The sequence below is a fragment of the Rhodocytophaga rosea genome (genome assembly GCF_010119975.1).
GTDB lineage: Bacteria > Bacteroidota > Bacteroidia > Cytophagales > 172606-1 > Rhodocytophaga > Rhodocytophaga rosea.
On sequence record NZ_CP048222.1, the window covers coordinates 3,923,640 to 3,946,570 of the forward strand.

Genomic DNA, 22,931 nt, shown 5'->3' on the forward strand with positions numbered 1-22,931 from the left:
GTAGTGTTGTATTGGGGTTGTTTTGTATAGATTTTTGTAAGTATTTCGCCTTGTCATTTTCTCTGGGTAACGTATCTGATAAATTATATGCCTGTAGAAGAGTATATTACAATTCCAAAAAGGCGTTCAGATAGGATACATAATTGAATTATTCTTACAATCAAATCTCAGGTGAAAGGGATATTAATTCTCAACTACTATTATTGGTATACCCTTTATAGTAAAGGTTAACAGCTATCTTCAACTTTTTTGAAAAAATTCCTATCCGCATCTGACCATTTCTATACTTTTGCCCAAATTCTATTGCTATGGAACAAAACAGGTATGCGGTTATAGATTTAGGTACCAATACCTTTCATTTACTCATTGCAGAAGTATCCCCTTCCAAAGAAGTCCGGTTTTTACACGAAGAGAAGTTTCCGGCCAGAATCGGAAAGGGAGGAATCAGTAAAGGATTTATTCAGGAAGAAGCCTGGGAACGGGCTTTGCAAGGGTTACATCACTTCCGCAATCAACTCGATCACTTTCAGGTGCCTGATACGCATGTAATCGCCATGGCAACCAGTGCCATCCGCAATGCTTCTAATGGAGCAACTCTGGTACAAACTATTCAGGAGCAAACCAGGATTCGTGTACAGGTAATTTCGGGCGACAAAGAAGCAGAATATATTTACTATGGCGTACGGGAAGCCGTTCCGATGGATGAGCAAGTGAGTTTAATTATAGATATTGGCGGAGGAAGTGTGGAATGTATCATTTGTAATGGGCAGCAAATATTCTGGAAACAAAGCTTTGAAATAGGGGCCCAGCGATTGATGGACCGGTTTATGCCCAGCGATCCGATTCCTGCCTATGCCGTACAAAAACTCAACGATTATCTGCTTTCAACACTGGTTCCACTCACCAATGCTGTACATCAATATGCACCCCGGCAAGTCATTGGTGCTTCCGGTTCATTCGAAACCTGGTGTGAAATACATTACAAGCGGATTCAGCCCAATTTTAATTTGCATGATCGCTCCTGGCATGAACTGCCTATAACGGCTTTTTATAACATGTACCAGGAAATTTTACAGAAAAACCACTCTGAAAGGTCGCAGATACCTGGAATGGCAGAAATACGGGTGGATATGATTGTGATGGCTTCCTGCCTGGTTGCTTTTGTTCTGAAAAAATATGGAATTGAGCAAATCAAAGCCTCTACGTATGCTTTGAAAGAAGGCGTACTGTTTCATCAGATTCTTGGGAAATGAAATCACTGCCAAAGGCAATAGTGGAATATGAGGATTGGAAATAAAATACTAAAGATTATAGTTTTATCCATCCTTATAGGTGCTTGTAGCAAGGGTGAAAAATCAATTGAAAAGGATGGCTTATCAAGTATAACCATTTCCGAAGATGGGAGGAAAATTATTTATTCATGGGTAGAAAACGGCATAGGCTCTATCTATGAAGCTAATCTTGACGGTTCCAATCCAGAAATCCTGCACAAAGCAAATAATATTTCCTTTGCTAACCCAAGAATTTCTGCTGGGGGTAAGAAAATAGTTTTAACCGGGCATCACAGGACAAGTGTAAATAGTGCCATTTGGATAATGAATCGGGATGGAACTGGATTAAAATCATTAACTGATATGTCAGCTATACGGCCAGAGGCAGTACTTTCTCTTAAAGAAGATACCGTTTTCTTTCTACAAGCCAATAGTTATGAGCAATACTCTCCAATAGGAAGAAGAGCCGCTCACAACTTTGATATTTATAATATAGCATTAGATAACCCAGAGATTACCCGGATGACAAATCTGAATGCGTATGGCCTTTATTATCTATCAAATTTATCTGCTGATCAACTCTTATTTAGTGCAATAGATAATAACCGAGGAATATGCGTATTATCAAGGTCTAGTAATTCACTAAGGCACCTTGATCCAATAAATAGAGGAGATAGAGATTTAATCAGTTATGGCCTCCCTGTTGTTTTAGATTCTAATCAAATTGCATGTAACTCCTACTATGAGCTACTTCTCATTAACTTACAAGATAATACTGAAAAGTTTATTGGAAGAAGTCCAGTAGGTCAATTTAGCCGTTTATGCTATAATCAATCCAATCAACGGCTTTATTTCACTGTAACAGGAGAAAAGAACAGCGTTTTCTCTGTTAAATTAGATGGATCTGATCTTATTGAATCTCCATTTAGCATAAATATCAACTAATCAGTTAAAACTATATATGCAAACCGCATTCAGTTTTAGCCTGGCCAAACCAACGGCCTTCCCTCCCAGTGCCTTTTACCGTGCAATGTGTACATCCGATTGATCCATATCCTTCAAAAACCAGTGGATGAAAATGCAAGTCATGTGTGAGGATGTACATATCTCTTTCTTCAGGCGTAATGTCGAGGATCGGATAGAACTTGAGAATGCCATTTTTCTCTTCAAAAAGGCGTAAGCCTTTGCGGTGTTCATTCTGGGTATGTATCAGGCCGGAAACCCACACCTGGTAATTTCCTGATATAGCATCTAATGGTTCTGTTTTATTCACTTTGCAGCATAAATCCGGATCTTTCGTCCACATATTATACTCCGAAGTAAACCTGTGTTTCCAAACCTCTGCTTTCAGATCAATTACATTCAGGTTATACATCTGAGTAAGCTTTTCCTTATAAGCCAGTGTTTCCGGAAAATGATAACCTGTATCTATAAAATGTACTTTCTGTTTGCTTCCAGTCAGGCGGGCAAATAAATGCAGTAATAAAGCGGAATTGCCAGCAAAAGAAGAAGTTAGCAATACATCTTCCGGCCCAAAATCTTTGTAGAGTTCCAGAATTCTTTCATCAATAGTCAGCTTTTCATACCGTTCATTCAACTCTTCTATATCATACGGTTTCCGTTCAGCTTTTTTCTCGGCAGAGGGAGTAATTTTTATAGCTTGTGGAACAAAAGAAGCAGTAAGCTCATTGAGCTGGTTCACTTTTTCGGCAAAATCGCCTTTGATTCCATTACGAATTGCCTGCATATTATTGAGAACTTCCTGAGTAGATTCCGGTAACGCTTCCTCAAAATACTGACGCATTCGTTTGGCTAGTGTCGGAGATTTGCCATTGGTAGAGATAGCAATTTTCAGATCGCCTTTCTTCACAATAGAACCGAGGTAAAAATCACACAAATCGGGGGTATCAGCAATATTGGCCAATACTTTATGTGCCTTAGCCTGTCTTTTTATAATTTCATGCAATGAACGGTCCGTGGTTGCAGCGATCACAATGTCTTTGTCTTCCAGGTCTTCTTCCTGGTAAGGGCGTTCTTCGAGGATAATATTCTCGTATTCGCTCACTAAGGCTCTTATATCATCAGAGATGGAAATCCCTACTAATGTTATCTGGGTAGACGGGTTGTTTTTGAGAATAGCACTCAGTTTTTCCAAGCCAATCATTCCTCCACCTACAATGAGTACCCGGAGTTCATTCAGTTTGAGAAATACCGGAAAAAGTAGATTTCCTTCTGTTTCAGTTTGTACCATGGAAATAAGAAATTTAATTTAGATCACCTGTTACCCAATCTTTTAAACAAGGCTTTTCCAAACATATGTATGTTTGTTGTCCTTGGTCAAAGAGGAATTATTTTGGTAGTGTTATAGGAAAGCTTTAAAAATAGAATTGGGAGAGAAACTGGTTGAACACGTACAGACATGTTCAACCAATTTTAATTATTTAGTTTTGACAGACATTTTGGATATCTGATTCGGTGATGCGTTGCAGTACAAATTCCGGGTGTTCTCTTACTACTTCGCCCAATACAATAACTGCCGGAGAAGCGATCTTTTGTTCATTTACAAGGTCTACAATAGTTTCTACAGTTCCTAGTACAAATCTTTCTTCAGGTAAAGAACCATTTTGAATAACTGCTACCGGTAACTGATTTCTGCCATATTGCGCATAGATAGCAGCTATTTCCCTGAGTTTGTGAAGGCCCATTAAAATAATAGCCGTTGCCTGAGATTGAGCAGCCAGTTTGATGTCGGTGGAAACTTCTCCCTTTTGGGTGGTTCCGGTAAGTACCCAGAAGCTTTCACTGATCCCCCGGCTCGTAAGCGGAATGCGTTGCAATTCTGGTACGGCAATGGAACTTGAAATACCTGGAATAACCGAAGTAGGTATATTATAAGACTCTATATAGGTGATTTCTTCATGCCCTCTTCCGAAAACAAACGAATCGCCTCCTTTTAAGCGCACTACATGGCCATATGCAAAAGCTGCATCAACAATCAATTTATTTATATCTTCTTGTGCCATTTCATGCTTAGCAGCCCGTTTACCTACAAAAATAGTTGGTACTTCATCAGCTACGTGTTCCAGTAGTTCTTTATTTACCAGCGCATCATATAATACTACATCTGCTTCCCACAGTGCTTTTAAACCTTTAACAGTTATTAGACTGGCATCGCCAGGACCTGCGCCCACCAATGTTACTTTAGGATATACTAATTTTTGCATTTTCTTGTAATTCTTGTCTAGTGGTAGAAACTAATTGATGAAAAGCGATGGCATCCTGCAGATAGGCACTTGCAAATGCTTCGCTTGGTTCATTGGAATTGATCTGATGGACTAAGGTTTTAAAATCTGTAGGCAGATTAATCAGCCCGGTTTGCACTACATGCTTATCAAAATCATTGATAATGCCATGCTGGGTATTACAGCTGATATCCTGAGATAAAAGAAAGCTTTTTGCTGTACTGATCAAACCAGTATAAGTATGATAAATAGAATCTGCATAAGCTTTTTCTGCCAACGCTTCCGATGCCCAGATCAATTTTTCTTCTGCTTCATAGAGCAGGGTAGCGATCAGATCGATGATTACGCTGGCACATTCTCCTACCCCAATAGCGGTTTCGTATTTTTTATCTTCGCCCCAGTCGATAAAGTCAGATTCAACCAGTCTTTCGGTATTAGCCAATGGTTTGAGCAACTGATAAAAATAATCTTTGCCTTTTCTCTGGTAATAATTATTGAAATATTCGCCTTCCTGTGCCTTTTCCTGGTAATCGTTCAGAAGGTAGCGCAATACATCCAGACCTCTTTTGCTGGGAACTTTAATTACTTTGTCAGCTACAATGCCTACGCCATTGCCTTCGGTGCCTCCGCCTAGCATTACTTGTAAGGCTGGCAATACATTAGGCCCTTTTTTGATAGAGCTGCCATGGAAACCGATATTGGCTATGCTATGCTGCCCACAGCCATTCATACAGCCGCTTATCTTTATTTTTATATCTGTATTATAAATCAGGTCAGGATATTCGGCTGCAATCATTTTTTCCAGTTCATGGGCAATTCCGGTACTGCTGGAAATACCCAGGTTACAGGTATCGGTTCCCGGACAAGCTGTTACATCGAGAGTACTATCAAATCCTGGATCACCCAAACCGATTTCGTTCAGAGCAGCATATACAGCTGGTAAGGCTTCCAGGCGGATAAACTTGAGCATCAATCCCTGGTTAATCGTTACCCGGATATCATCGGCTGCATAGGCTTTTACAATCGGTGCCAGTTTACGGGCCGTATCTGAAGCCAGATCGCCAAGCAAAACTTTAATCTGAACCGCATAGAACCCTTTCTGTTTTTGCTCAAACACATTGGTTTTGAGCCAGGATTCGTAACGGGCAGTATCGGTGATTTCTACTGCAGGAATTTCCTTGTTTTCTGGTAATTCAGCTTCCGGTAAACTATTGCGGTCTATCCAGTATTCTTTGGATTTCAATGCTTTGCGTTCCTGTTCTACTAGTTCCACAAAACTCTCCAGCCCGATTTCTTCCAGTAAAAATTTCAACCTGGCTTTGTGCCGGCGGTTGCGCTCGCCATAGCGGTCGAAGATACGGAGCACCCCTTCGGTAAACGGAATTACATATTGTTCTTCCAGGAATTCATGCACCGGTAAAGCTAAATAAGGTTGTGCACCTAATCCGCCGGCAATTACTACTTTGAATCCTCTTACTTCCTTTCCATCTATAGTTTTTACCTGTGGAATAAAGCCCAAATCATGAATATAACTGAAAGAATCATCGGCCTGGCTGGAAGAAAAAGCAATTTTGAATTTCCGCCCCATGTCCTGGCAAATGGGATTCCGTAACAAATAACGGAATAACTCATAGGCATATGGAGATACATCGAAAGGTTCCTGAGGATCGATGCCTGCTTTATGGCTGGCAGTAATGTTCCGAACCGTATTCCCACAAGCTTCTCTGGTCGTGATATTATCCTCCGATAATTTAGCCCACAGTTCAGGCGTTCTATTCAGGCTTACAAAGTGAATCTGAATATCTTGCCGGGTAGTCAGGTGCAGGTTACGGGTAGCATACTCATCAGAAATATCAGCAATCCGCAGTAGTTGTTTAACTGTAATCCGGCCAAACGGAACTTTAATCCGGATCATTTGCACACCGGGCTGCCTTTGTCCATAAATACCTCTTACCAGGCGAAGGCTGCGGAATTTATCAGGATGAATCACGCCTTCCTGAAATAGCCTGATCTGCTTCTCCAAAGCGACAATATCTTTGGCAACTACCGGATTTTCAAGTTCTGTTCTGAAACTTTGCATGTGAGTATGTGAATTGAAATTTTGTAAAAACAAAAGCCTCTCCTACTAAGGAAAGGCTCTTTCTAAGGTATGTTGGTTGAAGTTTAAACATTAACCCATACAAAGCCTCTCCATTGTTGAGTAGCAACAACAACAGGTAGTATCACAGCAAGTAGTATGGATATGTTTCATCATCTGGATTGTTTTATAAAATAAAAAGCCTTTCCTGTGTTGGAGAGGCTTCTATCATCTGCTTATTAATATTTTGAATGATCACAAAAGCCTTTCCTGCTTAACAGCAACAGCAAGCACAGCAGCACTTGGTCATTTGTACGAAGCAGAAAGTAATAGAGTTGGTTTTGTATATCATGGTTTTTGCTTAACACGATTGTGTATATGCAAGTTCACATATCTGTTTAATTTTTGCAAGCATTATCCTGATAAATTACAATTCAAATTCTACAATGTCCGCTAAATGCAGTTTAATCTGTTATAAATCCAAAACTATAAGAAAATAACCTCTTCCACTACATCTGCACTTACATCGCGGTTAAGCATTTCCAGAATTTTAGACTTAGACATTGAGAGTTCATTCTTCAAGGGAGCAGAATTTAGCTGCACATATAACTTCTTGTTTTTGATGAAAATTTTGCTGGTCCGGTTAGAAATCATAGGACCCATCAGGCGGGTCCAGGCAGCAATTACATGCGTTTCATTGTACTTTCCTTTCAGTTTATAGGCATTGAGTAATTCATGAATGGCATCTTTTAAGGTAGCTGTGTGGGCATTACGGGAGAAATATTCTTTTTTATTAGGTTGGCGATACATACAATAGTGTAAATTCTAGTTCTGGTGAGCAATATTATACATTCTACAAAAACTACCCTCATCATAAGGATACTTCCTCAGACCTTCAGGTCTGGACTTCCGGTTTGAAAGATACAGGATTCCGTTGATATCTGCTCAAAAATTTTCCTGGTTCTTTCAGGTCTGGCATCCGTAATAAATAACTGACCGAAGGTACCACTGGCAATCATCTCCATTAATTTATTGATCCTCAGATCGTCCAGTTTATCGAAAATATCATCCAGTAATAAAATCGGTTTGATGCCTTTATTTTCCAGGATAACGTCAAACTGGGCTAGTTTTAGTGCGATCACAAAGGATTTTTGCTGCCCCTGCGAGCCAAATTTTTTCAGCTCAAAACGGTTGATCTCAAAGATAAAATCATCTTTATGTACGCCTTTGGTGGTACGTTGTGCCTGCAGATCGCGTTTGGTGGCAAAAAAGAATTCGTATTCAAAATCTTCTTCAAATAATTCGGATTCATATACCAGATCTACTTCTTCCTGGCTTTCGGTAAGATTGCGGTAATGATGCTGAAATCGCTTTACATAATTCTCCATAAACTCCTGCCTTCGGAAATGAATTTTCCGCCCGGCTTCCAGCAAAGGCATATTATAGGTTTCCAATAATTCTTTATCGTAATAATTACGCTCGAAAAATTGTTTTAACAAACCATTGCGCTGTTTTAGAATGAGATTGTATTGGATCAAATCATTCAGGTATTGATTATCAATCTGCGAAATCATGCCATCGAAAAACTTACGTCTCAGTTCTCCTCCTTCCCGGACCAGATCAGTATCATCCGGTGCAATGAGCACGACCGGAAAACGGCCAATATGTTCACTCAAACGTTCATAGGCTTTTTTATCCGACATTACTATTTTGCGCTGTCCACTTTTCAGGCTACAGGTAATCTGGTAGTGTTTATCGGCTACACAAAAGCGACCATCGATCATAAAGAAGCTAGCTTCATGGCGTATACTCTGACCATCCAGAATATTAAAAGCACTTTTGGTAAGTGATAAATAATGAATAGCATCCAGCAGGTTGGTTTTGCCGCTTCCATTATTGCCTACAATACAGTTCACCTGCGGGCAAAATGTAAGGGAGATTTCTTCATAGTTTTTGAAATTCAGCAGATTGATTTTTTCAAGATACATTTCATTTCATTGTTGAATCTTTTTTATCTAATTTCGCAATCTGAATCGTACATGCGTTCTGGTAATACTACGCAGTAAAAAGTAAATTATCACATAATTTTATTCTTTACTTACAACATTACCTTTAAAGAAGAGTTTTAACGGTATTTATAAATAATCATACAACATGGCGAGCGTTAAAGAAAAGTCTCCGGCCAAAGCAAAACCGGCATCCAAAAAATCCTCCGAAATGAAATATTCCAAAGAAACGTACATGTACTGGTACGAATCCATGCAGCTAATGCGGAAATTTGAAGAGAAAGCAGGTCAACTCTATGGCCAACAAAAGATCAGAGGATTCTGCCATTTGTATATCGGACAAGAAGCCTGTGCTTCAGGTGCCAAAACAGCTCTTACTAAAGATGACAAATGGATAACCGCTTACCGGGATCATGGCATTCCACTGGCATTGGGTACCAGCCCAAATGCAGTAATGGCTGAATTGTTTGCCAAGCAGACTGGTTCTTCCAAAGGCAAAGGTGGTTCTATGCACATTTTCGATAAGGAAGTAAACTTTATGGGAGGTCATGGTATTGTAGGCGCACAAATTCCGCTGGGGGCAGGTATCGGATTTGCAGAGATGTATAATAAAACTAAAAACCTGTCTATTTGCTATATGGGCGATGGTGCTGTACGTCAGGGTGCTTTTCACGAAACGCTCAATATGGCGATGTTGTGGAAGATTCCGGTAATATTTGTTATTGAAAATAATGGATATGCCATGGGAACTTCTGTAAAGCGAAGCTCCAATGTAAGTGAATTATATACACTTGGCGAAGCATATGATATGCCTTCTGAACCTGTAGACGCAATGAATGTAGAAGCTGTTCATGAAGCGGTTGCCAGAGCTGCTGAAAGAGCCAGAGCTGGCGAAGGTCCTACCTTACTGGAATTCAGGACGTACCGCTACAAAGGCCACTCTATGTCTGACCCAATGAAATACCGGACCAGAGAGGAAGTGGAAGAATACAAACTCAGAGATCCTATTGAACAAGTGCGGAAGACAATTCTGGAAAAAGGAATTGCAACTGAAGACGACCTGGCAGCCATTGATGCTAGGATCAAACAGCAGGTAGATGAATCGGTAAAATTTGCAGAAGAGTCTCCTTATCCGGCACCGGAAGAAGCATTCAAAGATGTATACGTTCAGAAAGACTACCCATTTATAAAAGATTAAGTGCAACCAAGTCCCTGCCCAAAACAGCAGGGACTTCTTTATTTATATTTCAGATTTTTGTATATTCTGTTGTTTTTTTTGGGGCAACATGTAATAAATATTCCAGATTGCCTGCCTTTTGCAAGTATTTGCCACTCAGAAAATACTTTCCATGGGTGTGAACCGTTCTCAGAGAAATTGCTTGTGAAGTAATATTTTTAACTACTCTCTGTTGCTAAACAACTTATTCTGGTATTTTTTTGAACAGGTGTATTTTCGTATAATTTAAGCATCCATTAGCTATTGAATCCAGTAAAAAAGACTTCGCATTTAATACAGAACATGGGCTGGAAGGGCTTCTTGTTTAGGGCCACCTATGAGTTCAGGCGAAAATCCGGCTTACTGAAATCCGGCTATCCAACTAAAGTAAAGGAGGAAAAATTTTCCGATCTGGCTGGCTGGAAAAATAAGAATGGCAAATTCTTTTTCTCCTCTAAAGAAGATATTAAGAAATTCGATGTACTCTCTGAGGTAGGTAAGGAACAGTTAAAACAGGAGTTTAATCAATTCCAGCAGGGAAAGCTTAAATTTTTTAATGGCTTTTACCTGACTGTAGGCACAGAGTATGACTGGGTAACCAATCCGGAAACCGGCTATAAATTTGATATTACCAAACACTGGACAAAAATTAAAGATCTGGACCCTGCCCAGGGAGATATTAAATATGTATGGGAAAAATCCCGGTTTTCCTACCTGTACACCATTATCCGGTATGATTTTCATTTTCAGAGCGACCAGTCGGAACTTGTATTTAAGGAAATTTTAGACTGGATTAAAAAAAATCCACTTAACTACGGCCCTAACTATATTTCTAGTCAGGAGATTGCCCTTCGGCTACTCAACTGGACATTTGCGCTGTATTATTATAAAAACTCTCCCCATCTCACGGAGGAAGTTTTCCAGAAAATCATTCATTCAATTTACTGGCAGGCTAAGCATGTTGAGAAAAACATAGATTTTTCCAGGATTGCCGTACGGAATAACCACGCCATAACTGAATGCGCCGGTTTGTATCTGATCGGATGGATGTTCCCTTTCTTACCGGAAAGCCAGCAATGGCAGGAAGAAGGTAAAGAATGGCTGGAAGAAGAAGGTTTATACCAGATATATCCGGATGGTTCGTTTTTACAGTTCTCGATGAACTATCACCGGATCGTGATACAACTGTTTACCTGGATATTTTATCTGGGGAAAAAGAACGGAGATATTTTCTCTATTGAACTCAATAAACGCTTAAAAACATCTGTAGAATTCCTGTATCAGCACCAGGATCTGGAAACCGGGCACATGCCTAATTACGGTGCCAATGATGGCTCTTTATTCTTTCCATTGAATGCTTGCAGCTATAGAGATTTCCGTCCACAATTAAATGCACTCTATCATTATTTTTACCAGAAACCATTGTACGGCCCCGGAGAATGGAATGAGGATTTGCACTGGTATGGATATGCGCCTATTTTTACAAATTATGTGCCCGAAGAACAAAAGAGTAAGGCATATAAAACTGGTGGCTTCTTTGTATTAAGAGATGCCCATAAATTTGCCTTTATCCGTTGTGGCAGCCACAAAGACCGTCCCTCACAGGCTGATAATCTGCACGTAGACCTCTGGCTGAATGGCAAAAATATTATCCGGGATGGAGGTTCATTTAAATATAATGCTTCGCCGGAAGATCTGAAATTCTTTATGGGTACTGCCTCTCACAATACCATTCAACTCGATGATCACGACCAGATGCTGCGGGGAGGCAGGTTTATCTGGTATTACTGGAGCCAGGCATTAGAAGTAGATATTTTTGAGCAGGCTGATGCGGTATCTTTTCAGGGAAAAGCGCAGGTATTTCAGCAGGTAAATCCGGATATCTTGCACCTGAGAAAGGTAAAGCAATACAAGAATAGCCTGAAGTGGAAGATAGAAGATATTATCCAGATTCCTGCTAATGTTCCCGGTTTGGATAAGCTGCTTAAAAAGCAGATATGGAATATTTCGCCAGAATTCCTGGAGTTAGGTTTTACTATTTCTACTATTGATCAGTTTGGAAAGAAGATAGAGCCGATTACCAGAGATGTGTTTTTTTCCAATACTTATGGGATGAAAGAATCATCCAAGCAAATTGTATTTGAAAGTACAAGCAATTTCCTCCAGACAATTATCGAACTACCGCAGAAGGTATAATACGCATACTTACTGATTTTATAGTAAACCCCAGTTATGAGTAATAACTGGGGTTTTGTTTGATATTTCTAAATTGGAATAAACCATTGTACTTTGTATCAATTATCTAATCAAGTCATTGTATTTATAATTTATAACTATTTATTTCGCTTCTTTTTGAAGAAATTAAATAAATAATTGTAATATATCTATAAAAATCGTATGTATGCAGAATAAATTAATTCGCTTGATTTGCGATGAAAGATATAATTGCTTACAGATTGGAATCTGGATTGAATAAATAAAAAAGCCTTTCAATGATGAAAGGCTTGGTGAAGGTGGTGATGAGTGGAATCGAACCACCGACACAAGGATTTTCAGTCCTTTGCTCTACCAACTGAGCTACATCACCTTCAGAATTTGGTGGTGCAAAACTATGGTTTTTTATTTTTTTCACAAATTTTTTATTAAAATAATCAGGATATAATTAGCCGGACGTTTTATAAAATTTACTATGGATTATATAAGTCAGGTACTCTTTGTGATGTGTTTACTGGTTGCAGGCTATTTCCTGACCAAACGCATCAACCGGATACGCAAAAATATACAGCTGGGTAAGGCAGAAGACCGGAGCGATAACCCGGCAGAACGGTTTAAAATAATGGCGCTGATTGCACTGGGTCAGAAAAAAATGTTCGACAAACCAATTGTTGGTCTGATGCACCTGGTTATTTATCTGGGTTTTATCATCATTAACCTCGAAATTCTGGAAATCATCCTGGATGGTATACTGGGTACCCATCGCTTGTTTGCGCCTTATTTAGGTGGTTTATATATATATCTTATAATTATTTTTGAGTTTCTGGCAGTAGGAGTAATTGTCACCTGCGTTATTTTTCTCATTCGCAGAAATATATTAAAAATCCGTCGCTTTTGGGCATATGAAATTACTAAGTGGCCTCGTACAGATGCCAATATTATTTTGATTACTGAAATTCTGCTGATGCTTGCCTTTCTGAGCTGGAATGCCTCTGATAGCATTCTGCAGCAGAGAGAAGTTGGCCACTACGCAGGAATCAATGCAGGTCCGTTTGCATTCAGCCAGTGGCTTATGCCGCTGTTTACCGGCTGGAGTGATTCAGCAATAATGGTATATGAACGCTTTGCCTGGTGGTTTCATATTCTGGGGATTCTCACATTTGCTATTTATGTAACGTATTCCAAGCATTTGCACATTGCACTGGCATTCCCGAATACCTATTTCTCGAAACTGGCACCAAAGGGTAAACTTCAGAATATGCCGGTAGTAACCAACGAAGTAAAGCAGATGCTGGGTATTCCGGCAGATCCCGCTTTGGAAACAGCTCCTGAAACGCCTCAGCCCGAAACACCTGTCGAAATTGGCCGCTTTGGTGCAAAAGATATAAATGACCTAACCTGGAAACACTTGATGGATGCCTATAGCTGCACAGAATGTGGCCGCTGTACAGCTGCTTGCCCGGCGAATATCACAGGGAAAAAATTATCTCCCCGAAAGATTATGATGGATACCCGTGACCGTATGGAAGAAGTAGGCAGAAGTTTAGAAAAAGGAGGTCCAGGTCTGGAAGATGGCAAGTCACTGATAGATAGCTATGTTACTAGAGAGGAGTTGCTGGCTTGTACTACCTGTAATGCTTGTGTATCTGCCTGTCCGGTAAATATCAATCCTCTGGATATTATTATAGAACTGCGGCGCTACATGGCCATGGAAGACGCTAAAGTTCCCGGTTCATGGAATGCTATGTTTTCGAATATAGAAAACAATATGGCTCCCTGGAAATTTTCGCCTTCTGACCGCTTCAACTGGGCAGACAAACTGAAAGAAACCCCGCAAAACGGCCAATAATACTAATAGTGGTAATTTACTAACTGGTTCATGCCAGAAGCAGAGACTATATATGAATCCAACAACTTATAACGTGCCTACCCTGGCAGAAATGATAGCTGAAGGGAAAGAACCCGAAATACTATTCTGGGTAGGTTGTGCCGGCTCTTTCGATGACCGGTATAAAGCCGTAACCATTGCTTTCGTAAAAATCCTGAATGCAGTAGGAATAAACTTTGCCGTATTGGGTCCGGAAGAAAACTGCACTGGCGATCCTGCCAGAAGGGCTGGTAACGATTTTCTGTTTCAGATGCAAGCCATTGCTAATATCCAGGTGTTGAATGGATATAATGTAAAAAAGATCGTAACCGCTTGTCCGCATTGTTTTAATACGATTAAAAATGAATATCCGGAACTAGGCGGTAACTATGAGATAATTCATCATTCTACATTTTTACAACAGCTTATTAACCAAGGACGCATCAAGTTACAGGGTGGTGGAGAGTTTAAAGGCAAGCGCATTACCTATCATGATTCTTGTTACTTGGGACGAGCCAATAAAATTTATGAAGCGCCCAGAGAAGTGCTGGCTGCACTTGATGCAGATTTAGTAGAAATGAAACGTTCCCGTGCCAAAGGTTTATGCTGTGGAGCAGGTGGTTCGCAAATGTTTAAAGAAGCAGAGCCAGGAAGTAAAGAGATAAATATTGAAAGAACCGAAGAAGCGCTGGCTACTGGTGCCACTGTGATCGCTTCTGCCTGCCCCTTCTGTATGACCATGCTCACAGATGGCGTAAAAAACAAAGAAAAAGAGACACAAGTAAAAGTTTATGATATTGCGGAACTCATTGCCAGAGCAGAAAAGTTATAAAAGTAAATAGCGCTACACTTTCATAGGTTTGTGCAAAACATAGTTTAATTTTGTACATTCATTTTTTAAGTTGTAATGCGGATATTCACTTTTAATCACATCCACCTATGTTTGTAGATTTTGAACAAATGCCTGCTCATGCAAAAGTATGGGTGTATCAGGCAAATCGTACGCTAGACAAAAAAACACAGAAAGTCATACTGGATAATTTAAAAAACTTCATTGAGGATTGGGACGCTCACGGAAAAACACTTAAGGGATCAGCTATTTTGCTGTATAATCTGTTTCTGATCCTGGCTGTAGATGAAGAGCATAATCTGGCAAGCGGTTGCTCTATCGATAAATCTGTTCATTACCTGAAAGACCTCGGCACACATTTGGACATAGACTTCTTTGACCGCTCCAAGCAGGCTTTTGTACAAAATGGGGGTATTGTACTAGAAAATTTCAGGAATCTGAAAACCCATATCAGCGCCGGGATGATTGAAAAAGAAACGCTTACCTTCAATAATGCCGTAACTACTGTAGGTGAAATGAAAAGCGACTGGCAGGTTCCGGCCGGAGAATCATGGCTAGCTAAATATTTCCAGAATTAGTGTAATGTACGCTGGTAAATAATCGAATAGCGGCTTGCCTGAACAAACATTATGTATCGGATGAATAAAGTCTGTAATTCGCTAGATGTTTCACATACAAAAGCATAAAAATCAGCGTTTAATTGGGTAAATTAGCAGAAACAGTATTGCCACCTTCTAAGCAATATAGACATATGAATAAATTATTAATAGGAGCCTTGTGTATGCTAGTGCTTCTAAGCATGAGTTGTAATTCCGCCTTGCAGTCTTTTAAAAAGGGTGAGAAAAGATTTAAAGCAGGCGAATACCAGGTTGCCATTGAAAATTATGAAAAAGCCAAAGCAAAGAATTTTGCACCGGCCCGTGTAAATTCGGCTATCGCTGCATCGTACCGTTTATCTAACCGGATTGAAAAAGCCGCTCCTTATTATCAGCAGGCCATTGCTGCAGGCAGTAAAGAAGATTCTGTACAATTTTATTATGCCTACGCTTTAAAGTCGCAGGGAAAATACAAAGAAGCAGCAGATCAGTTTGAACAATATAACAAAACCGGCAAAAACCTGAAAAATAAGGCATTAGCCAGAAAAGAAATAGAAAACCTGCCTAAAGTTCAGCAGATTCTGGATGAGAAAACTTTTTATGAGATAGAAAACCTAAGCTTACTCAACACAACAGCTTCGGAATATTCTCCTGCTTTGCAGAACGAGAATCTGATTTTCTCTTCTTCCCGCAAAGAAAAAGTCTATAAAGCCACTGGAACTGGTTTTGATGGTTTGTATACCTATACCTTGAAAAGCGATTCAGCTGGTTCAAATGAAATAAAGCCCTTCAGCGATAAAATCAACCTCGAAAATGTGAATGAAGCTTCTCCTACCTTCTCTAAAGATGGGAAAACGATGATTTTCGCCAGAGGAAATACTGGAAAGAAAAAAGGTTCACAGGATGTGGATTTATACATTTCCCGTTTTAAAGACAATCAGTGGACAGAACCTGAATTACTTTCCGTAAGCGATCCAGAAGCATGGGACGCTTGTCCAGCATTGTCTACCGACGGAAAAACACTGTACTTTGCTTCTAATAGGAAAAATAGTCTGGGTGGTATCGATTTGTACAGAGCTACTGCAGATGGCAGCGGAAGATTTGGCAGAGTAACCAATATGGGCGCAGAAATTAATACAGCAGGCAATGAAATGTTTCCTTATGTATCTGATGATGGGCGTTTGTTCTTTTCTTCTGATGGCCATCCCGGATTAGGCAGGCTGGATTTATTTGTAGCCAATAGAAAAGAGGGAGTTATTACAGTTAAAAATATGGGCGTTCCCATGAACTCCACTTCTGATGACTTTGGAATCGTGTTTAAAGATGCCTTAGCGGGATACTTCTCCTCGGATAGGGAAGGTGGAAAAGGCAACGATGATATTTATTCTTTTATGGATAAAACGCCTGATTACAAAATTGTTAATTACTTTCTGGCAGGTATAACCGTAACCCGTGATCCGCAGAGTAAAGAAGAAGTGATTTTGGGTAACACAAAAATCAGGTTTATGGAGGGCAATAAAATTATTGGCGAAACCACAACGGCTGAAGATGGGGCCTTCAAATTTAAAGTGCAGGAAAGTAAGAACTATACTATCATTGCTGAAAAATCCACCTATTTCACCAGGAGGGAATTTTTCTCCATGTCAGGCCGGACCATACCACAGGAACTACTTATAAAACCAGTAACTGATACTACTTTTAATATTAAAGTACCTTTGGATAAAGAAGAAGTCAATAAAGTCTTTGTGGTAGATAATATTTACTATGACCTTGATCAAGATAAAATCCGGGCTGATGCGGCTGAAGAGTTAGATAAGCTGGTAGATTTCCTGAAAGATAATCCTACTATTAAAATTGAGTTAGGCTCTCATACTGACGTAAGAGCAGCAGATGCCTATAATATGGATCTTTCGCAACGCAGGGCTAATTCAGCGGTAAAATACCTGATTGATAATGGTATACAAGCCAGTAGAATTACGGCAAAAGGATACGGCGAAACCCGCTTGATCGTGCAGGATGCCCAGACAGAAGAAGACCATCAGAGGAACCGTAGAACAGAAATTAAGATTCTTGAAATTGGAACAAGGTAATTTTTATAATTTGTAAATTCTCCAAACAGGGTTAAAGCACTATAAGCTTTAACCCTGTTTGATTTTCATAGAAATCCTCACTAAAAAATATCTAAAATTAACAGCAGATATTACCATTACTTGGGCAATTATATATGGATATTAATATTAATAGAAGAATAGCAATTAGTAGTTTGTTTTTTTTGAGTGGCATCTGCTTCTCTAGTTGGGCTTCCCGGATTCCGGATATTAAACTTGCTTTAAACCTAAGTGAAGGAGAATTAGGAGGGCTTTTACTGGGAATGCCTATTGGTTCTTTTGTTGCTTTGCCCTTAGTTAGCTGGCTGGTAGATAAAATCGGTAGCCGGAGAGTAGTTATTTTAGCTGGTATCTTATATCCTTGTGTGCTTCCCTTTATTGGTCTGGCGCCCTCTTTCTGGGTGCTGGCAGCTATTCTTATTGTTTTTGGAATGTGTGGTAATCTGCTCAATATTTCTATGAATGCGCAGGCTATTGGGGTACAAAAATTATATGGCAAAACTATTTTGGCTTCGTTCCATGGGTTATGGAGCCTTGCCGGATTTACCGGTGGAGCCATTGGTGCACTTATGATTGGCCAAGAACTTCCTCCTCTGATCCATTTTATTATTGTTTCAGTAATTTGCTATATAATTGTGGCTTTTGCCTTTCGATACACGCTTAAACAGGAGAGCCGAAAAACTCAGAAAGGTTTGTTTTCTCAGAAACCTGAACCTTGGTTGCTCCGGATCGGCTTAATTTCTCTGTGTGGAATGGTATGTGAGGGATGTATGTTCGACTGGAGTGGCGTATATTTTCAAAAAGTAGTACAAGCTGAAGAAGCTTTAATAACAGCCGGGTATATTGCTTTTATGAGCACAATGGCACTAGGCAGATTTATCTCTGACTTTTTAACAGACCGCCTCGGTGCTGTTAAGATGCTACAAATCAGTAGTGCTTTAATTTTCATTGGCTTATTAATCGCTGTGATATTTCCATCATTGGTTCCAGCGATTATCGGTTTCTTTTTAGTAGGTTTTGGAGTTTCTTCTGTTATTCCTTTAGCATATACTATTGCGGGTAGCAGGTCCAGCAATATATCAGCAGGAGTAGCAATTTCAATCGTTTCGAGTGTAGGTTATTTTGGTTTTTTGTTTGGTCCTCCCATCATTGGATTTATTGCTGAAAGCTTCAATCTCAGGGTTTCTTTTACTTGTGTGGCACTGATGGGTGCACTTATTGGATTGCTGGCTATAAAAGTTAAGGCATATAGCCCGCAAAGGGTAGGAGTTGTAGAATGATACTTATTTTTACTAAAAAAATTTATCCTTTGAGAAATTTTTCAATACTATCTTCTTAGATGAAAGTAAAATAGGGATTATGTATTATCCGGAAAACTGATTTACACCTATAACACTAATGACTATTAACAAATAACCAACAACCAACAACCGTATATTATTACATACACTTACCAGATCAATATATAATTTCATGAAATGTACCGGCTTATTATATCTCCTGATGCTATTCATCGTTCCTGCACAAGCACAATTTACCCAGTCCTTTACTCGCTACGACAGCCTGCGAGGAAGCTTAACATCTGCCCGAACTTGTTATGATGTGGTATTCTACGACCTGAATCTGAGAGTAGAACCTAAAGAAAGAACTATCAAAGGGTACAATACCATCTATTACAAAACCACCGCTGATTTTAACCGCTTACAGGTAGATTTATTCCGCAATATGCAAATCAGCCGGATTTTGCACCATAGTGAGGAATTAAAATTTGAGCGGGATAGTAATGCTGTGTTTATAAAATTTCCACAAATCCAGAAAGAAGGGATTATAGATTCAATTTCCATTTATTACGAAGGCAAACCCATTATAGCGGCTAATCCACCCTGGGATGGAGGCTTTAGCTGGGAAAAAGACGAAACTGGTAAGGATTGGATAGCAGTTTCGTGCGAAGGAATTGGTGCCAGCTTATGGTGGCCCAACAAAGATCATCTTTCCGATGAGCCAGACAGCATGCGTATATCCTGTGAAGTTCCCACGGGATTGATGTGCGTTGGCAATGGAAATCTCCGCAGTACCACGAACCTCAACGATGGCTATTCAAAGTATAGCTGGTTTGTGAGTTATCCCATCAATAATTATAATGTTTCCCTAAACATTGCCAGTTACACTCATTTCTCAGACACCTATACCGCACAGGATGGCGAAAAACTGGCATTGGATTATTATGTGCTGCCCTATAATGAGAATAAAGCCCGTAAACAGTTTGGGCAGGTAAAACCTATGCTGGCTTGTTATGAGAAACTATTTGGCAAATATCCTTTCTGGAAAGACGGTTTTGCTCTGGTTGAAACACCTTATCTGGGAATGGAGCACCAGAGTGCAGTTGCGTATGGAAACAATTACCTGCCAGGATATGCAGGGCAGGACTTATCAGGTACTGGCATCGGCTTATCGTTTGATTATCTGATTATTCACGAATCTGGCCATGAATACTGGGGAAATAGTGTAAGTGCACAGGACCATGCCGAAATGTGGATTCATGAATCATTTTGTACCTATACAGAAGGCTTGTATCTGGAATGTATGCAAAATAAGGAAGCAGCCGCGAAATATATTGTGGGTTTACGAAAAGCCATTGAAAACCGGGAACCTATTATTGCTCCTCTGCAAGTGAATGCATCTGGCTCTAGTGATATGTATTTTAAAGGTGCCAATGTGCTGCATACACTCCGAAATGTGATTGATAATGATAAATTGTGGTTTGAGATTATATATGGAATTGCCCAGGAGTTTAAGATCAAAAACACGAATACGCAGGAAATTGTGGCTTTTATTAATGCCAAAACCGGAAAAGATTATACCTACTTTTTCAACCAGTATCTCCGCCATGCAGAGATCCCGGTATTAGAGTACCGTCTGAAACCGCAGGGTAAAAAATTAACACTGGAATACAAATGGACAGCGAATGTTGCTGATTTTAAAATGCCTGTAAAAATAGATATGGGAAACGGGAAATGGATTACCCTTACACCTACATCCCAATGGCAAACCCTTACTCAAATCGGCAATGCCAATAAATTCGCTGTTGCTATGGATTTATTTTATATTCAGACTAAGAAGGCAGCAAATTAAAAATCTATGCCTTAACTATTTTATTTTTAATTAATTCCTTATATTTGCACTCCTTTTGTAAAAGCATATAATCAATCCATTTATAGTCATGAAAAAAGATATCCATCCCAAATACAATGAAGTAGTTTTCTGGGACCAGTCGAGTGATTTCAAGTTTAAAACCCGCTCTACCATGACCTCTTCCGATACCATTACCTGGGAAGATGGCAAAACTTATCCGGTAGTTAAAATAGAAGTAAGCTCAGAATCTCATCCGTTCTATACCGGCAAAAACATGCTTTTGGATACTGCTGGCCGTGTGGAGAAATTCAACAGACGTTACAAAAAATAAGCATTTGCCTTCATTATTTCACAGAAAGCCCGCACTATTGTGTGGGCTTTTTATTTAAAATATTGTTAATAAAAGCTATTTATTTCTAACATTAATAGCCCTGTTTATTTTATAGATATAACATAATCCACCTAAAAGCTTATACAATAGATAATTTATTCCCATATATTATCTTAATTGTCTATTGAAATTAGAATTATTGCCAAAAGATGGGGATTACATATCATCTGTTTTTCTAATATTTATGTGAAAAAAACACATTTGTATAAGAGAATGTTTTGAAATATTATTCGGTTTTTCTTTTGAGCAGAGTATCAATAAAGGCTAATTGTAGCATGGCTTCCGAACTTTCTGTGCTTTTTTCAAAATCACGGCTCAACCTACGCTTAAAATTGAGCCATCCGTAGCTACGTTCCACTACCCAACGGCCCCCTGCCGGGACAAAGCCTTTCACGCTTTCAGGCTTTTGTACAATTTCTACACTCCATCCATATTGTTTTTTCACTTCTTCCACAAAAGTCTCTGTGTAGCCATTATCTGCTTTCAGGGTATGCAGGCGGGCGGACTTGCCCTTCAACTTAGCTGCTAACTCATATCCTGCTGTGGTGTCTGATATATTAGCAGCTGTAATATGCACCGCCCAGGGGATACCTAAACAGTCCACAGCCAGATGTCTTTTTCTGCCATTCACTTTTTTATTGCCATCTATGCCTTTATCCTGACTGGTAAATTGTATAATCTTAACACTTTGGCTATCAATGGCCAACACGCTTGGCAGGGCTTGTCTGCCTGCTTTTTTTCTTTCTCTGCCTGCTAAAAAAGCTAACAACTCTTCAATAATGCCCCGCTTTTTCCACTGCCTGAAATGATAGTAAATGGTTTGCCAGGGTGGGTACTTACTTTCCATATTGCGCCATTGGCTGCCCGTAGTTAGCAGCCAAAGCAGTGCATTGATTATCACCCGTTTTTCATGTTTAATCTTTCTTTGGTTATCAATTATTTCCTTGATAACTTCCCATTCAGGGTCAGTGAGCGCAGAGAATTTTTCTTGCATAAACTTGATGATTAGACACCTCAAGTTTACTCACTGATTCTTTCTTTTACCCTATTTTTATTCTTCCAAAACGTTCTCTAAGTGATCTTAAAAAATAAAATGCTTTCTAGGCAGGTGAAAAATGTAAGATATTACCCTAGTAAGGTGGTTATTTATTACATATTACAAGATATGCTCTTTGTAGTGTTGCTCTCTTTTACAAACCATATGTGCTATTAAATGTCCACTCTATTCTTCTAGAATTACTCTTCATCCATCATATGGCCACTTCAACTGTATATTGATAAGCTGTTACTCTTCAACAACTTAATAGTTTTTACAAAGTTAAAATACATGTACTTTTTACATAAATATTACGGCTTATAACCTGTTTACTATTTTCTCCCGACAAAGTATCAATAGCAACAAAAAGTAAACACTAAATAATAAACAGGATCAAATTAAAAAAAGATGGCAACTTCCAACACAAAGTCTAACAAGACAACTTCTTCTGCAAAGAAAGCTACACCTGCAAAAAAGCAAATTGCTTCTAGCAAGGTCAGCACTCCTAAAGTAAAGGCAGCTCCAGCAAAAAAAGCTACCGCTACACAAGCCGTAGCTCCAAAAGCTGGCAAAAAAGTAGAAGTATCAGCTAAGAAAAGTGCTCCAGCAAAAAAAGCTACAGTAACTACAAAAGCTGCGTCAGCAAAACCTGCTGTAGCTGTTAAGAAAGCAACTCCTGCTAAAAAAGCAGCTGCTCCAAAAGTAGTTAAAGCTTCTAAACCCGCTACTGGTACGAAAAAAACAGTAAGCGTGGTTAAAAAAGCAACTGCAAAAAAAGTAGCTTCTCCTGCTAAAAAAGCAGCCTCACCAAGAGTGAGCGCAGCTAAATAGATATACAGGCAATTAGCACTCGTTTTAAGTTTAATTCCAAGCCAACCATAATTTAGGTTGGCTTTATTTTTTATAATACTCTAATAGATTTAAC

General features: G+C 39.3%; 18 protein-coding genes and 1 tRNA gene. 12 read left to right on the forward strand and 7 right to left on the reverse strand.

Annotation, left to right across the window (positions count from 1 at the left end):
- Positions 1-308: 308 nt before the first annotated feature.
- Both GXP67_RS16240 and GXP67_RS16245 read left to right on the forward strand, forming a co-directional pair.
- Positions 309-1,253 carry a Ppx/GppA phosphatase family protein gene (locus tag GXP67_RS16240; RefSeq protein ID WP_162444095.1) on the forward strand — a complete coding sequence of 315 codons (945 nt, stop codon included), beginning with the start codon at positions 309-311 and terminating at the stop codon, positions 1,251-1,253.
- A gap of 27 nt (positions 1,254-1,280) precedes the next feature.
- Positions 1,281-2,216, forward strand: coding sequence for a TolB family protein (locus GXP67_RS16245; RefSeq protein ID WP_162444096.1), 936 nt, complete (start codon positions 1,281-1,283; stop codon positions 2,214-2,216).
- A 10-nt stretch (positions 2,217-2,226) separates the two neighbouring features.
- Here GXP67_RS16245 and GXP67_RS38040 read toward each other — a convergent pair whose 3' ends face one another.
- From GXP67_RS38040 to recF, 5 genes are all read right to left on the reverse strand, one after another.
- Positions 2,227-3,522, reverse strand: a complete 1,296-nt coding sequence (locus GXP67_RS38040; RefSeq protein ID WP_317170136.1) for a phosphoadenylyl-sulfate reductase — start codon at positions 3,520-3,522, stop codon at positions 2,227-2,229.
- Between the two features lie 190 nt (positions 3,523-3,712).
- Entirely contained in the window at positions 3,713-4,495 is a 783-nt protein-coding gene (cobA, locus tag GXP67_RS16255; RefSeq protein ID WP_162444097.1) for a uroporphyrinogen-III C-methyltransferase, read from the reverse strand.
- Entirely contained in the window at positions 4,473-6,593 is a 2,121-nt protein-coding gene (locus GXP67_RS16260) for a nitrite/sulfite reductase (RefSeq protein ID WP_162444098.1), read from the reverse strand. The genes cobA and GXP67_RS16260 overlap by 23 nt, the downstream gene beginning before the upstream one ends.
- 483 nt (positions 6,594-7,076) lie before the next feature.
- The gene (locus GXP67_RS16265; protein ID WP_162444099.1) at positions 7,077-7,400 is read right to left on the reverse strand and encodes a DciA family protein; all 324 of its coding nucleotides are present in this window, start codon (positions 7,398-7,400) and stop codon (positions 7,077-7,079) included.
- A gap of 77 nt (positions 7,401-7,477) precedes the next feature.
- On the reverse strand, positions 7,478-8,578 hold the full coding sequence (gene recF / locus GXP67_RS16270; RefSeq protein WP_162444100.1) for a DNA replication/repair protein RecF: 1,101 nt from the start codon (positions 8,576-8,578) through the stop codon (positions 7,478-7,480).
- Between the two features lie 166 nt (positions 8,579-8,744).
- On the opposite strand from recF, the gene pdhA reads away from it, so the two are divergent.
- Both pdhA and GXP67_RS16280 read left to right on the forward strand, forming a co-directional pair.
- Entirely contained in the window at positions 8,745-9,794 is a 1,050-nt protein-coding gene (pdhA, locus tag GXP67_RS16275; protein ID WP_162444101.1) for a pyruvate dehydrogenase (acetyl-transferring) E1 component subunit alpha, read from the forward strand.
- Positions 9,795-10,115: 321 nt separating this feature from the next.
- Entirely contained in the window at positions 10,116-12,008 is a 1,893-nt protein-coding gene (locus GXP67_RS16280; RefSeq protein WP_162444102.1) for an alginate lyase family protein, read from the forward strand.
- Between the two features lie 318 nt (positions 12,009-12,326).
- Here GXP67_RS16280 and GXP67_RS16285 read toward each other — a convergent pair.
- Positions 12,327-12,399: transfer RNA gene (locus GXP67_RS16285), tRNA-Phe, on the reverse strand.
- Between the two features lie 102 nt (positions 12,400-12,501).
- Between GXP67_RS16285 and GXP67_RS16290 the strand changes: the two genes are divergently transcribed.
- From GXP67_RS16290 to GXP67_RS16320, 7 genes are all read left to right on the forward strand, one after another.
- On the forward strand, positions 12,502-13,875 hold the full coding sequence (locus tag GXP67_RS16290) for a 4Fe-4S dicluster domain-containing protein (RefSeq protein WP_162444103.1): 1,374 nt from the start codon (positions 12,502-12,504) through the stop codon (positions 13,873-13,875).
- 52 nt (positions 13,876-13,927) lie between these two features.
- Positions 13,928-14,725 (forward strand): (Fe-S)-binding protein, encoded by a 798-nt coding sequence (locus GXP67_RS16295; protein ID WP_162444104.1) that lies wholly within the window; start codon positions 13,928-13,930, stop codon positions 14,723-14,725.
- Positions 14,726-14,832: 107 nt separating this feature from the next.
- Positions 14,833-15,321: a hypothetical protein gene (locus GXP67_RS16300; RefSeq protein WP_162444105.1), complete on the forward strand. Its 489-nt coding sequence runs from the start codon at positions 14,833-14,835 to the stop codon at positions 15,319-15,321.
- Between the two features lie 221 nt (positions 15,322-15,542).
- Positions 15,543-17,429: a CHU_0125 family OmpA-like outer membrane integrity protein gene (locus GXP67_RS16305; protein ID WP_232065241.1), complete on the forward strand. Its 1,887-nt coding sequence runs from the start codon at positions 15,543-15,545 to the stop codon at positions 17,427-17,429.
- Between the two features lie 134 nt (positions 17,430-17,563).
- Positions 17,564-18,727, forward strand: a complete 1,164-nt coding sequence (locus tag GXP67_RS16310; protein WP_162444107.1) for an MFS transporter — start codon at positions 17,564-17,566, stop codon at positions 18,725-18,727.
- A 193-nt stretch (positions 18,728-18,920) separates the two neighbouring features.
- Positions 18,921-20,579, forward strand: a complete 1,659-nt coding sequence (locus tag GXP67_RS16315; protein ID WP_162444108.1) for a M1 family metallopeptidase — start codon at positions 18,921-18,923, stop codon at positions 20,577-20,579.
- Between the two features lie 88 nt (positions 20,580-20,667).
- Positions 20,668-20,910 (forward strand): type B 50S ribosomal protein L31, encoded by a 243-nt coding sequence (locus tag GXP67_RS16320; protein ID WP_162444109.1) that lies wholly within the window; start codon positions 20,668-20,670, stop codon positions 20,908-20,910.
- Positions 20,911-21,196: 286 nt separating this feature from the next.
- On the opposite strand, the gene GXP67_RS16325 is transcribed toward GXP67_RS16320, so the two are convergent.
- Positions 21,197-21,964, reverse strand: a complete 768-nt coding sequence (locus GXP67_RS16325; RefSeq protein WP_162442259.1) for an IS5 family transposase — start codon at positions 21,962-21,964, stop codon at positions 21,197-21,199.
- Between the two features lie 450 nt (positions 21,965-22,414).
- Between GXP67_RS16325 and GXP67_RS16330 the strand changes: the two genes are divergently transcribed.
- Positions 22,415-22,837 (forward strand): histone, encoded by a 423-nt coding sequence (locus GXP67_RS16330; RefSeq protein WP_162444110.1) that lies wholly within the window; start codon positions 22,415-22,417, stop codon positions 22,835-22,837.
- The last annotated feature ends 94 nt before the right edge of the window (positions 22,838-22,931 follow it).